Origin of the sequence: Streptomyces sp. GDS52, assembly GCF_052246875.1 — a bacterium.
Classification (GTDB): domain Bacteria; phylum Actinomycetota; class Actinomycetes; order Streptomycetales; family Streptomycetaceae; genus Streptomyces; species Streptomyces cathayae.
In genome coordinates, this window is the sequence record NZ_CM125966.1 from 4,927,115 (window position 1) to 4,942,062 (window position 14,948).

The window sequence follows — 14,948 nt, forward strand, 5'->3', positions numbered from 1 at the left end:
CCTCGCCGGGGGCGGATCGCTTTTTCCCCAACCCCCGCCTGTGGCACAGGAACTGACGGTACGAACAATCGGTGAACCGAGTTCCCCGGGCAGGTCTATGATGTTGCCCAGGATTCACGTTAATTTTTGACAAATGGGGCTTTTCCTCCCTGTGTGAGCGGAGTATTGGGGCGTAAGCAGTGAAGGCTCTCGTGCTTTCCGGGGGAGCGGGGACCCGTCTCCGCCCCATCACCCACACCTCGGCCAAACAGCTGGTGCCCGTGGCCAACAAGCCGGTGCTCTTCTACGGCCTGGAAGCGATCGCCGAAGCCGGGATCAGCGAGGTCGGGATCATCGTCGGCGACACCGCGGACGAGATCCAGGAGGCGGTGGGAGACGGCTCCCGCTTCGGGATCGAGGTCACCTACATTCCCCAGGAGGCGCCCCTGGGGCTGGCGCACGCCGTGCTCATCGCCCAGGACTTCCTCGGTGACGACGACTTCGTCATGTATCTCGGCGACAACTTCATCGTCGGCGGCATCACCGCACTGGTGAAGGAGTTCCGGGCGGAGCGGCCCGACGCGCAGATCCTGCTGACCAGGGTCTTTGACCCCACCTCCTTCGGCGTCGCCGAACTCGACGGCGACGGCGGGGTGGTGGGTCTGGAGGAGAAGCCGGAGCAGCCGAAGAGCGACCTGGCTCTCGTCGGCGTCTACCTGTTCACCCCGGCCGTACACGAGGCGGTCCGCTCCATCGCGCCCTCCTGGCGCGGCGAGTTGGAGATCACGCACGCCATCCAGTGGCTGATCGACGAGAAGCGGGACGTCCGCTCCACCACGATCTCCGGGTACTGGAAGGACACCGGCAACGTCACCGACATGCTGGAGGTCAACCGGTCCGTCCTGGAGTCCCTGGAGCCGCACAACGCGGGCGTGGTGGACGAGGCCAGCGAGATCATCGGCCGGGTGCGCATCGAGGAGGGCGCGCGCGTCCACGGCAGCCGGATCGTCGGGCCCGCGGTCATCGGCGCGGGTACGGTGGTCAGCGACGCGTACATCGGCCCTTTCACCTCGGTGTCCGAGGACTGCCGGATCGAGGACAGCGAGATCGAGTACTCCATCGTTCTGCGGGGCTCGTCCGTGACCGGTGTGCGCCGGGTGGAGACCTCGCTCATCGGGCGCGACGTCGAGGTCACGCCCGCTCCCCGTAACCCCAAGGCCCACCGGCTCGTGCTCGGTGATCACAGCAAGGTGCAGATCTCCTCATGACGGCCCCTTCCTCCCCCGTCTCCCCGGCCCGCCCGACCCGGATCCTGGTGACCGGCGGTGCCGGCTTCATCGGTTCGCACTACGTCCGTACGCTGCTCGGCCCCCGGGGCCCCGGCGATGTCGCGATCACCGTCCTGGACAAACTGACGTACGCGGGCAACCCGGCCAACCTCGACGAGGTGCGCGCACACCCCGGGTTCGCCTTCGTGCAGGGCGACATCTGCGACCCGGAGCCGGTCGGCAGGCTGATGGCCGAGCACGACCAGGTGGTGCACTTCGCCGCCGAGTCGCACGTCGACCGCTCCATCGACGGCGGCGCGGAGTTCGTCCGCACGAACGTGGTCGGCACCCACACGCTCGTCGACGCCGCGCACCGGGCCGGCATCGAGACCTTCGTGCACATCTCCACCGACGAGGTCTACGGCTCGATCGACGAGGGCTCCTGGCCCGAGACCCACCCGCTGCAGCCCAACTCGCCCTACTCCTCGGCGAAGGCCTCCAGCGACCTGATCGCGCTGTCCTACCACCGCACCCACGGCCTGGACGTCCGCGTCACCCGCTGCTCCAACAACTACGGGCACCACCACTTCCCCGAGAAGGTCATCCCGCTCTTCGTCACCCACCTCCTCGACGGCAGGAAGGTCCCGCTGTACGGCGACGGCGGCAACGTCCGCGACTGGCTGCACATCGACGACCACGTCCAGGGCATCGAACTGGTCCGCACCAAGGGCCGCGCGGGCGAGGTCTACAACATCGGCGGCGGCACCGAACTCTCCAACAGGGAACTCACCGGGCTGCTGCTGGAGGCGTGCGGCGCCGACTGGGAGACCGGCGTCGAGTACGTCGAGGACCGCAAGGGCCACGACCGCCGCTACTCCGTCGACTGCACGAAGATCCGCGAAGAGCTGGGCTACGAGCCGCGCAAGGACTTCCGTGCGGGCCTGGCCGAAACCGTCCAGTGGTACAGGGACAACCGCGACTGGTGGGAGCCGCTGAAGGAGCGGGCGGCGCTGAGCTGACGCACCGTCACCCCTGCGGGCCGGGGACCGCCCTCGTCCCGAGCCATCCGGCACAGAGGACGAGAAGAGGGAAGAACCCGATGAAGGAACAGTCCGACGCTCCGGCCGGCTGGCTGGTCACCGGGGCGGGCGGCATGCTCGGCCAGGACGTGTCGGCCCGGCTGGCCGCGGCGGGTGAGCAGGTCACCGCCCTCGACCGGAAGGCGCTGGACCTCACGGACGCCGACGCCGTACGGCGGACGCTCCAGCGCCACCGGCCCGCCGTGGTCGTCAACTGCGCGGCCTGGACCGCGGTGGACGACGCCGAGACCCACGAGGCCGAGGCGCTCGCGGTCAACGGCGACGGCCCGGCCCACCTCGCCGACGCCTGCGCCCGTACCGGCGCCGTCCTGCTCCACGTCTCCACCGACTACGTCTTCGCCGGCGACGCCACCGCGCCGTACGCCGAGGACGCCCCCACCGCCCCGCGCAGCGCCTACGGCCGCACCAAGCTCGCCGGCGAACAGGCCGTCCTGAAGACCCTCCCGGACAGCGGCTACGTCGTCCGCACCGCCTGGCTGTACGGCAGGGGCGGCCCCAACTTCGTCCGCACCATGATCGGACTGGAGGGCCGGCGCGAGACCCTGGACGTCGTGGACGACCAGCGCGGCCAGCCCACCTGGAGCGCCGACCTGGCCGGCCTGCTGCTCGAACTGGGGCGCGGAGCCCTGGCCGGCACCGCCCCGGCGGGCGTCTACCACGGCACCGGCTCCGGCGAGAGCACCTGGTACGGCTTCACCCGGGAGATCTTCCGCCTGCTCGGCGCCGACCCGGACCGGGTCCGCCCCACCACCAGTGAGGCGTTCGTCCGTCCCGCTCCCCGCCCGGCCTACAGCGTGCTCGGCCACGAGCGCCTCGCCGCCGCCGGTATCGAGCCGCCGCGCGACTGGCGCGCGGCCCTCACCGAGGCGTTCCCGGAGATCCACCGGTCCCACGAGAAGGAGAACCCGGCGTGACAGTGAAGGTCAGCGTCGTCATCGCGGTCTACAACCCGGGCACGTACGTGGAGGACTGCATCACCGGCCTGCTGCGGCAGAGCCTCACCCCCGACGAGTTCGAGGTCCTCTTCGTCGACGACGGTTCCACCGACGAGACCCCCGCCCGGCTGGACCGGCTGGCGGCCGAGCACCCCCACATCCACGTCATCCACCAGGAGGCGTCCGGCTGGTCCGGCAGGCCCCGCAACACCGGCATCGACGCCGCCCGGGGCGAGTACGTCATGTTCGCCGACCACGACGACTGGCTCGGCGACGAGGCCCTGGAGCGGATGTACGACTACGGCAGGGCGAACGACGCCGACGTGGTCGTGGGGAAGATGGCGGGCATCGGCCGCCCGGTCCCGCAGGAGCTGTTCCGGGTCAACCGGCCGCGCGCCACGGTGGAGAACGCGCCGCTGATCGACAGCCTCACCCCGCACAAGATGTTCCGGCGGGAGTTCCTCACCCGGCACGGCATGCGCTTCAAGGAGGGCCGCCGCCGGCTGGAGGACCACGTCTTCGTCGTCGAGGCCTATCTGCGGGCCGAGAGCGTCGCCGTCCTCGGCGACTACCCGTGCTACTACCACATCACCCGCGACGACGGCTCGAACGCCGGCTTCCAGCGCTTCGACCCGGCCGGCTACTTCGGGAACCTCCGGGAGGCCCTCGACGTGGTCGAGGAGCTCACCGAGCCCGGCCCGCTGCGCGACAGGCTGTTCAGCCGCTGGCTGCGCAACGAGATGGTCGAGCGGCTGCGCGGCGACCGGCTGCTCAGGCTCCCCGAGGACTACGCGGAGGAGCTGTACCGCGAGATCCGCGGTGTGATCACCGAGCGGTTCGGGCCGGGAGTGTTCGCCAGGGTGGCCCCCCTGCAGCGGGTGGTGGCCGGACTGGTCGCCGCCGACCACTACCAGGACGTCCGCGCCCTCGCCCGCTGGGAGGCCGGGATCAGACCCACCGGCACCCTGGACTCCCTGGCCTGGGAGGACGGCGTCCTGGCCATCGGGTTCACCTCCGAGTACCAGGTCGACGGCGAGCCGATGACCTTCCGCCGGGAGGACGGGCGCGACCTGCTCGGCCTGCCGCTGTCCGACAAGGCGCTCGAGGCGCTGGCCGGCCAGGGCATCACCCTGGACGCCCCGGTCGGCAGGAGCGACGTGGACCTGGTGGTCCGCCACCGAGAGAACGCCACGCAGTACTACCTCCCGGTCGAGTGCGCACCGCACCGCCCGGACGCGGAGGACGGCTCCTTCCGCCTGCGGATCACCGCGCGCGCCGCCCTCGACCCGCAGACCGCGGCCGCGGGCAAACCGCTGGACAAGGGCATCTGGGACCTGCACCTGCGCATCAAGTGCTGCGGCTGGAGCAAGGAGACCCGGCTCGGCGCGGTACGCGGCGAGGACGCGGAGGCCGGACGGCTGGCCGCGCTCACCGGTGAGCCGAGGCGGCTGGTCCTGCCGTACTGGACCGACGGGCCGGGCAACCTCTCCCTCGACGTCGACCAGCACACCAACAAGCTGGAGCGCGAGGCGGTGGCCCTGATGGACCCGGCCGAGGCCGTGGCCGGCGGCTCCACCGTGCGGCTCCCGTTGCCGCTGCACGTCGCGGGGGACGGGAGCGGCACGGCGGACCCGGTGCGGCTCCGCTTCGAGCGCAAGAACGTGGGCAAGTTCCCGGCCGACGCGGAGGTGGACGGCCGTACCGTGAGCGCCACGCTGCCGCTGGAGAAGCTCACCGGGAAGCGCTGGGCCGTCCGGATCGGCGTACCGTCCGCGGGCCGGGGCGAGGCGAAGTGGACCCGGCTCCCGGTCGACGTGGTGGTCGCCGCCGACGGCACCGCCCGGGTGATCGACCGGCACACCCCACCGGCCGCGCCGAAGAGGACCGCCCCGCCCCGCCCCCTGTGGCGCCGGGCCGCCGGGCGTGTCAAGCGCTCACTGACCAACCAGCGGAAGAAGAGCTGAGGACCCCTTCGATGCGACCCCTTTCCCTCTCCGGTGCCTGGGTGCACGAGCCGAAGATCTTCCCCGACGGCCGGGGCAGCTTCCACGAGTGGTTCAAGGCCCCGGCCTTCACCGAGGCGGCCGGCCACCCGCTCACGCTCGCCCAGGCCAACATGTCCGTCTCCAGCCGGGGCACCCTGCGCGGCATCCACTTCGCCGACGTGCCGCCCGGCCAGGCCAAGTACGTCACGTGCGTGCGCGGCGCGGTCCTCGACGTGATCGTGGACATCCGGACCGGCTCGCCCACCTTCGGCCGGTGGGAGAGCGTCCGCCTGGACGACCGGGACCACCACGCGGTCTACCTCTCCGAGGGTCTCGGCCACGGCTTCATGGCGCTCACCGAGGACGCCACCGTGATCTACCTCTGCTCCGAGGGGTACGCACCCGAGCGCGAGCACGGCATCCACCCGCTCGACCCGGCGCTCGGCATCGACTGGCCCGGGGACCTCACGCCGCTGCTCTCCGCGAAGGACGAGCAGGCGCCCACCCTGGCCGAGGCCCGGGAGCAGGGCCTGCTGCCCTCCTACGAGGAGTGCGCGGCCTACCGGGAGAGCCTCGGCGGCTGAACCGGCCGGTTCGACCGGAAGCTTTCGCGAGGCGGACCCCACTCCCCGCCGGGGAGTGGGGTCCGCCTTTCGCGTGCCGACCAGGAAACGCGCCGACCCGTGTGCCGACCAGGAGACCCGTGTACGTCCCCGAGGACGCGAGGCCGACGCGGCGACCGCTCCGGTGTCAGGCCGCGCAGTCCGGACAGATTCCGCGGTAGGTCAGTTCGACGCCGGAGAGCGTGTATCCGAAGCGCCCCGACTCCGGAAGGTCGGAGAGAGGGGTGCCCGTCGGGTGCACGTCGCGGATGGTGCCGCAGCCCTCGCAGAGCAGGTGGTGATGGGGGCGGTGCGCGTTCGGGTCGTAGCGCGTGGCACGGTGGTCGGTCGAGAACTCGACGAGTTCACCCAGCGTCACCAGTTCGCCCAGGGTGTTGTAGACCGTCGCCCGGGAGATCTCGGGCAGCCGCTCCACCGCGCGCGCGTGCACCTCGTCGGCGGTCAGATGGATGTGGTCCCCGCCGAGCACCTCGGCCACAACGCGTCGCTGCGCGGTCAGGCGCCAGCCGCGTTCCCGAAGTCTCTTCAAGAGATCACTCATGTACGTCACCCTAACCAGCGATTGATCCCATCTCAAGAACAGATATGATTCTGAATGTCGCCTTGACTTAGATCATGTCTAACATAGGGTGGGTCCTGATGCGGGCTGCGGAGCGGAGCAGTTCGCGCGGATGCTCGGACGGCCGGGCCCTCCAGGACCACCAGGCCTTGACCCCCCGCGAAGAACCACACATCGAGGAGCGAGTTTTGACCGAGAACAACCAGAAGCCGTTGACGACGGCCGCCGGCGCGCCGGTTGCCGACAACCAGAACGCCCTGACGGCCGGTCCGCGCGGTCCGATGCTCCTGCAGGACGTGTGGTTCCTGGAGAAGCTCGCGCACTTCGACCGCGAGGTCATCCCGGAGCGCCGGATGCACGCCAAGGGCTCGGGCGCCTTCGGCACCTTCACGGTGACCCACGACATCACGCAGTACACGAGCGCGAAGATCTTCTCCGAGGTCGGCAAGAAGACCGAGCTGTTCGCCCGGTTCTCCACCGTCGCCGGTGAGCGCGGCGCGGCCGACGCCGAGCGCGACATCCGCGGCTTCGCCCTGAAGTTCTACACCGACGAGGGCAACTGGGACCTGGTCGGGAACAACACCCCGGTCTTCTTCTTCCGCGACCCGCTGAGGTTCCCGGACCTCAACCGCGCGGTGAAGCGCGACCCGCGCACCAACCTGCGCGACGCCGAGAACAACTGGGACTTCTGGACCAACCTCCCCGAGGCCCTGCACCAGGTCACGATCGTCATGTCCGACCGCGGCATCCCCGCCTCGTACCGGCACATGCACGGCTTCGGCTCGCACACCTACAGCCTGATCAACGCCGAGGGCGAGCGGTTCTGGGTCAAGTTCCACCACCGCACCCAGCAGGGCATCAAGAACCTCACCGACGCCGAGGCCGAGGCCCTGGTCGGCAAGGACCGCGAGTCCCACCAGCGCGACCTCTACGACTCGATCGAGAACGGCGACTTCCCGAAGTGGAAGCTGTTCGTCCAGATCATGCCGGAGGCCGACGCGGACAACTACCGCTTCCACCCCTTCGACCTCACCAAGGTCTGGTCGAAGAAGGACTACCCGCTGATCGAGGTCGGCGAGTGGGAGCTCAACCGCAACCCCGCGAACTACTTCGCGGACGTCGAGCAGGTCGCCTTCACCCCGGCGAACGTGGTTCCGGGCATCAGCTACTCGCCCGACAAGATGCTGCAGGGCCGCCTCTTCTCCTACGGCGACGCCCAGCGCTACCGCCTCGGTGTGAACCACCACCAGATCCCGGTCAACGCCGCGAAGAACCCGGTGAACACCTACCACCGCGACGGCGCCATGCGGGTCGACGGCAACCAGGGGTCCACCCCGGGCATCGAGCCCAACTCCTACGGCCGCTGGGCCGACCAGCCGGCCTACCGCGAGCCGAGCCAGGCCGTGGGTGCCGTCGCCGACCGGTTCAACTTCCGTGAGGACGACGACAACTACTTCGAGCAGCCCCGCAACCTGTTCCGCCTGATGAGCCCCGAGCAGCAGAAGGTTCTCTTCGAGAACACGGCGCGCGCCATCAACGGCGCCTCGGAGCAGACCGTCGAGCGGCACATCGCCAACTGCACCCAGGCCGACCCGGCCTACGGCGAAGGCGTCCGCAAGGCGATCGAGGCCCTGGCCGCCGGCAACCTCTGAGCCTCACCGCTCGAGGGAACCGCGGTACACGCCGCATCGCGCCCGGGCGCGGGCCACTCGGTGGCCCGCGCCCGGGCGTGCGCCGTCACCGCCCGGTGCCGGCGCGGACACGACCAGCGCAACCGCGTGATCAGGAGAGATGCACATGAGCAGGGACGGTCTGACTCCTGAGCAGACGGAACGCGTCGTGGCCATCGCCATGGACCTGGCCCGGGCGGGCACGACCGAGGAGCTGGCGGGGTTCGTGGAGCACGGGCTGCCGGTCGACGTGACCGACGAGGCCGGCAACACCCTGCTGATGCTCGCCGCCTATCACGGCCACGCCGACACCGTGCGGGCTCTGCTCCGGCTCGGCGCCGACCCCGACCTGCGCAACGCCCGGGACCAGGCACCCATCGCCGGCGCCCTGTTCAAGGGCGCGGACGAGGTGGTCGAGGTGCTGCGGGAGGCCGGTGCGGATCTGGACTCCGGCACGCCGACCGCGCGGGTCGCGGCGGCCATGTTCGGGCGCGCCCACCTGCTCACGGGCTGAACCACCGGGCGGGACCGCCCCCGTCCGGCACGGCGTCCACCGATCGGCAGGGCCCGGTTTGACCGGTCGGGGCACGTCCCCGTAACCTTGACCGTCGGCGTGTCCATCGGGACGCCACATCCCCGTAAACCTCTTCCTCCCGGGCGCGGGTCGGCTCGGGAGAGGTTGCCCGTGTGTCTGTCGGGCGGCTGGCCTGCGGGGTGCCGTTCTTCGAGTGAGAGTGAGATCCGCGTGTACGCCATCGTGCGCAGCGGTGGCCGCCAGCACAAGGTTGCTGTCGGTGACATCGTTGAGGTTGACAAGATTTCCACGGGCAAGGTCGGCGACACGGTCGAGCTCTCGACCCTGCTCGTCGTCGACGGCGACGCCGTGACCAGCGACCCGTGGGTGCTGGCCGGCATCAAGGTCCAGGCCGAGATCGTGGACCACCACAAGGGCCAGAAGATCGACATTCTGCGCTACAAGAACAAGACCGGCTACCGCCGTCGTCAGGGCCACCGCCAGCAGTACACGGCGATCAAGGTCACTGAGATCCCCGCGGCTGCGAAGTAAGGGACTGAGGAGAGATGGCACACAAGAAGGGCGCATCGTCCACCCGGAACGGTCGCGACTCCAATGCCCAGCGGCTCGGCGTGAAGCGCTTCGGCGGTCAGGTCGTCAACGCGGGTGAGATCCTCGTCCGCCAGCGCGGCACCCACTTCCACCCCGGCGCCGGCGTCGGCCGTGGTGGCGACGACACGCTGTTCGCGCTGCAGGCAGGTTCGGTGCAGTTCGGCACCAGCCGCGGCCGCAACGTCGTGAACATCGTTCCGGTCGCCTGATCGGAAGCTTTCGCGAGGCGGACCTCACTTCCCCGGCGGGAAGGTGGGTCCGCCTTTCGCGTGTTGACCAGGAAACACGTACACACGTACACCGCACTGTCTCTGGAGGCACCCCCCATGACCACCTTCGTGGACCGCGTCGAACTGCATGTCGCCGCGGGTAACGGAGGCCACGGCTGTGCCTCCGTCCACCGTGAGAAGTTCAAGCCGCTGGGCGGACCGGACGGCGGGAACGGCGGGCGGGGCGGCGATGTCATCCTGACCGTCGACCAGTCCGTGACCACGCTCCTCGAGTACCACCACTCCCCGCACCGCAAGGCCACCAACGGCAAGCCCGGCGAGGGCGGCCACCGCAGCGGCAAGGAGGGCCAGGACCTGGTCCTGCCGGTGCCGGACGGGACCGTCGTCCTCGACAAGGCGGGCAACGTGCTCGCCGACCTGGTCGGGAACGGGACCTCGTACGTCGCCGCCCAGGGCGGCCGGGGCGGGCTCGGGAACGCCGCCCTCGCTTCCGCCCGGCGCAAGGCGCCCGGGTTCGCGCTGCTCGGTGTGCCGGGAGACCTGCGGGACATCGTCCTGGAGCTGAAGACCGTCGCCGACGTGGCGCTGGTCGGCTATCCGAGCGCGGGGAAGTCCTCGCTGATCTCCGTGCTCTCCGCGGCCAAGCCCAAGATCGCCGACTACCCGTTCACCACCCTCGTGCCCAACCTGGGCGTCGTCACCGCCGGGTCGACCGTCTACACCATCGCCGACGTGCCGGGGCTGATCCCGGGCGCCAGCCAGGGCAAGGGCCTGGGGCTCGAGTTCCTGCGGCACGTGGAGCGGTGCAGCGTGCTCGTGCACGTGCTGGACACCGCGACGCTGGAGTCGGACCGCGACCCCCTCTCCGACCTCGACATCATCGAGGAGGAGCTGCGGCAGTACGGCGGCCTCGACGACCGTCCCCGCATCGTCGTCCTCAACAAGACCGACGTACCGGACGGCAAGGACCTCGCCGAGATGGTCCGGCCCGACCTGGAGGCGCGCGGCTACCGCGTCTTCGAGGTGTCCGCCGTCGCCCACCTCGGGCTGCGGGAACTGTCGTTCGCGCTCGCCGAGGCGGTGGCCCAGGCACGGGCCGCCAAGCCGCAGGAGGAGGCGACCCGCATCGTCATCCGGCCCAAGGCCGTGGACGACTCCGGGTTCACCGTCACCCGCGAGGACGACGGGCTGTTCCGGGTGCGCGGCGAGAAGCCCGAACGCTGGGTCCGCCAGACCGACTTCAACAATGACGAGGCCGTCGGCTACCTCGCCGACCGGCTCAACCGGGTCGGTGTGGAAGGCGCGCTGGTGAAGGCCGGTGCCCGGTCCGGCGACGGTGTCGCCATCGGCCCCGAGGACAACGCGGTCGTCTTCGACTGGGAGCCGACGCTGACCGCCGGTGCGGAGATGCTCGGCCGGCGCGGCGAGGACCACCGCCTGGAGGCGCCCCGCCCGGCTGCCCAGCGACGCCGCGAGCGGCAGGCCGAACGGGACGAGTCCGAGCAGGAGTACGACGACTTCAAGCCGTTCTAGGCCGGACGGGCCCCAGCGCCTGTCGTGTGGAGCGTGCCGGGCCCGCGGCACGCTCCACACGGATCACGGCGACCGGCCCCGTCGTTCGCCGGGGCACCGCCTGGGCCAGGCCCGCCCACGGGCACAGCGTCCACGTCGACGTGCGCGGCCTGCGCCCCGACACCCGGTACTGGTACCGCTTCCGCGCCGAAGGGCAGCTCTCGCGCACCGGTCGCACCCGCACCGCGCCCCCGGCGCACAGCACGGGCGGCAGTCTGCGGGTCGCGCTCGCCTCCTGCCAGAACTGGCAGCACGGCTCCCAGGACTCATTCGCCGGGCGCCGGCGTTCACGCCGGTGGTGAAGCGAATCCGGTGGTTGCGGCGCGGAGCGTCGCCGGATCGTTCCGGCGGAGCCGGAATTCGGCCGATCCGCACCGGACTGTCGGTGACTGCTGCTAGCGTCCGGATCATGCAGCTTCGGTATGCCTTCCGCCTCGACCCGTCACCCGGTCAGCGTGGTGCGCTGGCCCGGGCGTTCGGGTGTGCGCGGGTGGTGTACAACGACGCGATCGCGGCCCGGGAGCGGGCCCGGGCGGCCGACCGGCCGTTTCCCACCGCCGGGGTGCTGTCCAGGACGCCGGTCACCGAGGCGAAGAAGACCCCTGCGCGGCACTGGCTGGGCGAGGTCTCGGCGGTGGTGCTGCAACAGGCGCTGCGGGACGTGGAGGCCGCCTACCGCAACTTCTTCGCCTCCCTCACAGGCGAGCGCAAGGGTCCGAAGCTGGGCGCGCCGCGGTTCAAGTCGCGCAAGGACCATAGGCAGGCGATCCGGTTCACCACGAACGCCCGCTGGAGGATCACCCCTGCCGGGCGGCTGAGCCTGCCGAAGATCGGCGAGGTACGGGTCAGGTGGTCCCGGACCCTGCCGTGCGTGCCGTCCTCCGTCACCGTGGTCAAGGACGCGGCCGGGCGGTACTTCGCCTCCTTCGTCGTCGACACCGACCCGGACGCCGACCTGTCGCGGATGCCCGCGAGCGACCGGGCCGTGGGCATCGACCTCGGCCTGGTCCACTTCGCCGTGCTGTCCGACGGCACAAAGATCGACTCCCCGCGGTTTTTGCGCCGCGCGGAGAAGAAACTCAAGAAGGCCCAGCGGGAGCTGTCCCGCAAGCAGAAGGGCTCCAGCAACCGGGAGAAGGCCCGCCGGAAGGTCGCCTGCGCGCATGCGCGGGTGGCCGACGCGCGTCGCGATTTCCACCACCAGCTCTCCACCCAGCTGATCCGTGAGAACCAAACGGTCGCGGTGGAGGACCTGGCGGTCAGGGGACTGGCGCGCACCCGGCTGGCCAAGAGTGTGCACGACGCGGGATGGTCCCAGTTCGTGCACATGCTCGCCTACAAGGCCCGGCGTTATGGGCGGACTTTCGTCAAGGTCGGCCGGTTCGAGCCCACCAGCCAGGTGTGCTCGGCCTGCGGCCACCGGGACGGGCCCAAGCCCCTGCACGTGCGGGAATGGACCTGCACGGTCTGCGGCACGGTCCACGACCGGGATCACAACGCCGCGAAGAACGTCAAGGCCGCCGGACTGGCGGTGACAGCCTGCGGAGCGCCGGTAAGACCAGAACCCGTTCTGGCGCGGTGTGAAGAAACAGGAAGCCATGGAATCCCCACGAAAACCGTGCCGTGTAGCGGCACGGCAACGTGAAGGAAGGCCAGAATCCTCGGGCCTCAGCCCGAGGAGCAAGTCAACACCTGTTCGACGTGCGCCGCGAGGGCATCGACGCACGGGTGCGGGTGGTGGACACCGTGGTGCGGCCGCAGGCCGCACCACGCACGCCGGCCCGGCTGCGGGTGGAGGCGGGCCGCCCCGGCGTCCACCCGGTGTGACCGCCGGCCGTCGTCCCGCTCCGCCGATACCGGAAAACCGCCGGATCCTCATATGGAATTTCCCCGCAAAGAGCGGGCGGACCAGCCGAATTTCGGGTTGTCGGGCGCTTCATCCTTTGTGGTGCTCCCGAGTATGAAGAAAGGGCACGGTCCCTCCTCCGGAGGGTGAAGTTCCGCGGTCCCCGGTCCGGGGCGCGGCCGCCGGCCGCGCCCCGGACCGCCGCCGTGCCCGCCCAGGACACCCACTGAGACAGGCCGGTGACCTGTGCAGTTACTCACAACGATTTCCGGGGCGTTCGGGGAACCAGTGTCAACGACCTGGGGGTCACAGGTGAATGACAGGTGGCGCGTACATATGCGCTGGAGGTCGCTCACCTTGCATTGCGGTAACCACAAGTGGGACCATTTTGCAGTTCCCTGATGCCCCGAGGTAGGTCACCTGTGTCACAGCACATAGCCAAGCCCCGTACCACCGCAGTGATCCTGGCCGGTGGCACCGGCCAGCGGGTGGGTCTGTCGATCCCCAAGCAACTGCTGAAGATCGCCGGCAAGGCAGTCATCGAGCACACCCTGACCACTTTCGAGAACGCCGACTCGATCGACGACATCATCGTGCTGATGGCGCCGGGCTACGTGCCCGACGTCGAGAAGATCGTCGCCAAGGCCGGTTTCACGAAGGTCACCCGGGTCATCGAGGGCGGCTCGACACGGAACGAGACCACCGAGCGGGCCATCTCGGCCCTCGGTGAGGGCCTGGCCGAGGGGGAGGACCGCAACGTCCTCTTCCACGACGCGGTCCGCCCCCTGCTGTCACAGCGTGTCATCGACGACTGCGTGAGCGCCCTGGAGCGCTACCAGGCCGTCGACGTGGCCATCCCGTCCGCGGACACCATCATCGTCACACGGACGCACGGCGACGACGGCGAGTTCATCACCGAGATCCCGGACCGCTCCCGGCTGCGCCGCGGCCAGACCCCGCAGGCCTTCAAGCTGTCCACGATCCGCCACGCCTACGAGGTCGCCGCCGGCGATCCCAACTTCCAGGCCACGGACGACTGCTCCGTCGTGCTCAAGTACCTGCCCGACGTGCCGATCCACGTCGTCGCGGGCGACGAGTACAACATGAAGGTCACCCAGCCCGTCGACGTCTTCATCGCCGACAAGCTGTTCCAGCTCGCCTCCACGGCGGTGCCCGAGCAGATCGGCGAGGAGGCCTACCGCGAACTGCTCACCGGCAGGACCCTCGTGGTCTTCGGCGGTTCCTACGGCATCGGCAAGGACATCTGCGACCTCGCCGAGTCCTACGGCGCCACCGTGTACCCGCTCGGGCGGTCCACCACCGGCACCCACGTCGAGAACCCGGAGGAGGTCGACGACGCGCTGTCCAAGGCGTACGCGGAGACCGGCCGCATCGACTACGTCGTCAACACGGCCGGCGTGCTGCGCATCGGGAAGCTGGCCGAGACCGACAACGCCACCATCGAGGAGGCGCTGAAGGTCAACTACCTGGCCCCGGTGCAGATCGCCCGGTCCGCGTACAAGTACCTCGCCGAGACGAAGGGACAGCTGCTGCTCTACACCTCCAGCAGCTACACCCGCGGACGCGCCGAGTACAGCCTCTACTCCTCGACCAAGGCCGCGATGGTGAACCTCACCCAGGCCCTGTCCGACGAGTGGGCCGGCGACGGTGTCTGGGTCAACTGCGTCAACCCGGAGCGCACCGCCACGCCGATGCGCACCAAGGCTTTCGGGCAGGAGCCCGCGGGCAGCCTGCTGTCCTCCGAGGCGGTCGCCCGCACCTCCCTGGACGTGCTGCTCTCCGAGCTCACCGGCCATGTCATCGACGTACGGCAGCAGGACCCGACCGCGGGCGCGGCCCGTGCCACCGGATTCGAGCAGGCACTCGCGTCGGTCCTGGATCGTCAGGACGGCGTGTAATAATCGGCGGCACATAAAATTCGTCAATTCAGGCCTCTGTGACTCTCCCGCTCACGCAGTTCGCGTGTGGGTGTATCGCGGGGGCCTGAATCCGTCACCCACACTTATCCACTATCTACAGGCGCAAACCGGCACT

Annotated in this window: 14 protein-coding genes and 1 pseudogene; 14 read left to right on the forward strand and 1 reads right to left on the reverse strand. The window is 70.0% G+C overall.

Annotated elements, in window-relative coordinates; all coding sequences use genetic code 11:
- Positions 1–179 precede the first annotated feature (179 nt).
- The 5 genes from ACTWJ9_RS22420 (at position 180) to rfbC (ending at position 5,851) form a co-directional block, all read left to right on the forward strand.
- Positions 180–1,247, forward strand: a complete 1,068-nt coding sequence (locus tag ACTWJ9_RS22420) for a glucose-1-phosphate thymidylyltransferase (RefSeq protein ID WP_279336058.1) — start codon at positions 180–182, stop codon at positions 1,245–1,247.
- Positions 1,244–2,266, forward strand: a complete 1,023-nt coding sequence (rfbB, locus tag ACTWJ9_RS22425; protein ID WP_279336059.1) for a dTDP-glucose 4,6-dehydratase — start codon at positions 1,244–1,246, stop codon at positions 2,264–2,266. Before ACTWJ9_RS22420 ends, rfbB begins: the two co-directional genes overlap by 4 nt.
- Before the next feature lie 80 nt (positions 2,267–2,346).
- Entirely contained in the window at positions 2,347–3,261 is a 915-nt protein-coding gene (rfbD, locus tag ACTWJ9_RS22430) for a dTDP-4-dehydrorhamnose reductase (protein WP_279336060.1), read from the forward strand.
- Positions 3,258–5,246: a glycosyltransferase family 2 protein gene (locus ACTWJ9_RS22435; protein ID WP_443294687.1), complete on the forward strand. Its 1,989-nt coding sequence runs from the start codon at positions 3,258–3,260 to the stop codon at positions 5,244–5,246. The genes rfbD and ACTWJ9_RS22435 overlap by 4 nt, the downstream gene beginning before the upstream one ends.
- Positions 5,247–5,257: 11 nt before the next feature.
- The gene (rfbC, locus tag ACTWJ9_RS22440; RefSeq protein ID WP_443294688.1) at positions 5,258–5,851 is read left to right on the forward strand and encodes a dTDP-4-dehydrorhamnose 3,5-epimerase; all 594 of its coding nucleotides are present in this window, start codon (positions 5,258–5,260) and stop codon (positions 5,849–5,851) included.
- Positions 5,852–6,017: 166 nt separating this feature from the next.
- On the opposite strand, the gene ACTWJ9_RS22445 is transcribed toward rfbC, so the two are convergent.
- Complete coding sequence (locus ACTWJ9_RS22445) at positions 6,018–6,431, reverse strand: Fur family transcriptional regulator (protein WP_279336063.1); 414 nt, start codon at positions 6,429–6,431, stop codon at positions 6,018–6,020.
- A 206-nt stretch (positions 6,432–6,637) separates the two neighbouring features.
- Here ACTWJ9_RS22445 and ACTWJ9_RS22450 point away from each other — a divergent pair, with 206 nt between their 5' ends.
- The 9 genes and pseudogenes from ACTWJ9_RS22450 (at position 6,638) to ACTWJ9_RS22490 (ending at position 14,812) form a co-directional block, all read left to right on the forward strand.
- Positions 6,638–8,101: a catalase gene (locus ACTWJ9_RS22450; RefSeq protein WP_279336064.1), complete on the forward strand. Its 1,464-nt coding sequence runs from the start codon at positions 6,638–6,640 to the stop codon at positions 8,099–8,101.
- A gap of 145 nt (positions 8,102–8,246) precedes the next feature.
- Positions 8,247–8,633 carry an ankyrin repeat domain-containing protein gene (locus tag ACTWJ9_RS22455; protein WP_279336065.1) on the forward strand — a complete coding sequence of 129 codons (387 nt, stop codon included), beginning with the start codon at positions 8,247–8,249 and terminating at the stop codon, positions 8,631–8,633.
- 231 nt (positions 8,634–8,864) lie between these two features.
- On the forward strand, positions 8,865–9,185 hold the full coding sequence (gene rplU / locus ACTWJ9_RS22460; protein ID WP_003976204.1) for a 50S ribosomal protein L21: 321 nt from the start codon (positions 8,865–8,867) through the stop codon (positions 9,183–9,185).
- 14 nt (positions 9,186–9,199) lie between these two features.
- Positions 9,200–9,454, forward strand: a complete 255-nt coding sequence (rpmA, locus tag ACTWJ9_RS22465; RefSeq protein ID WP_279336067.1) for a 50S ribosomal protein L27 — start codon at positions 9,200–9,202, stop codon at positions 9,452–9,454.
- A gap of 117 nt (positions 9,455–9,571) precedes the next feature.
- The gene (gene obgE / locus ACTWJ9_RS22470) at positions 9,572–11,008 is read left to right on the forward strand and encodes a GTPase ObgE (protein ID WP_387042694.1); all 1,437 of its coding nucleotides are present in this window, start codon (positions 9,572–9,574) and stop codon (positions 11,006–11,008) included.
- Positions 11,009–11,088: 80 nt separating this feature from the next.
- A pseudogene (locus ACTWJ9_RS22475) lies at positions 11,089–11,304 on the forward strand (PhoD-like phosphatase N-terminal domain-containing protein); the annotation flags it as partial.
- A gap of 152 nt (positions 11,305–11,456) precedes the next feature.
- On the forward strand, positions 11,457–12,692 hold the full coding sequence (locus ACTWJ9_RS22480; protein WP_443294689.1) for an RNA-guided endonuclease InsQ/TnpB family protein: 1,236 nt from the start codon (positions 11,457–11,459) through the stop codon (positions 12,690–12,692).
- Positions 12,693–12,748: 56 nt separating this feature from the next.
- Positions 12,749–12,874: a hypothetical protein gene (locus ACTWJ9_RS22485; protein WP_443295941.1), complete on the forward strand. Its 126-nt coding sequence runs from the start codon at positions 12,749–12,751 to the stop codon at positions 12,872–12,874.
- 441 nt (positions 12,875–13,315) lie between these two features.
- Positions 13,316–14,812: a D-ribitol-5-phosphate cytidylyltransferase gene (locus ACTWJ9_RS22490; protein ID WP_443294690.1), complete on the forward strand. Its 1,497-nt coding sequence runs from the start codon at positions 13,316–13,318 to the stop codon at positions 14,810–14,812.
- Positions 14,813–14,948 lie beyond the last annotated feature (136 nt).

What these genes read in the sequence shown, in the direction of transcription:
- rfbB (WP_279336059.1), top strand. Translation starts at nt 1,244, where the DNA reads ATGACGGCCCCTTCCTCCCCCGTCTCCCCGGCCCGCCCGACCCGGATC.
- ACTWJ9_RS22455 (WP_279336065.1), top strand. Translation starts at nt 8,247, where the DNA reads ATGAGCAGGGACGGTCTGACTCCTGAGCAGACGGAACGCGTCGTGGCC.
- rpmA (WP_279336067.1), top strand. Translation starts at nt 9,200, where the DNA reads ATGGCACACAAGAAGGGCGCATCGTCCACCCGGAACGGTCGCGACTCC.
- rfbC (WP_443294688.1), top strand. Translation starts at nt 5,258, where the DNA reads ATGCGACCCCTTTCCCTCTCCGGTGCCTGGGTGCACGAGCCGAAGATC.
- rfbD (WP_279336060.1), top strand. Translation starts at nt 2,347, where the DNA reads ATGAAGGAACAGTCCGACGCTCCGGCCGGCTGGCTGGTCACCGGGGCG.
- ACTWJ9_RS22480 (WP_443294689.1), top strand. Translation starts at nt 11,457, where the DNA reads ATGCAGCTTCGGTATGCCTTCCGCCTCGACCCGTCACCCGGTCAGCGT.
- obgE (WP_387042694.1), top strand. Translation starts at nt 9,572, where the DNA reads ATGACCACCTTCGTGGACCGCGTCGAACTGCATGTCGCCGCGGGTAAC.
- ACTWJ9_RS22445 (WP_279336063.1), bottom strand. Translation starts at nt 6,431, where the DNA reads ATGAGTGATCTCTTGAAGAGACTTCGGGAACGCGGCTGGCGCCTGACC.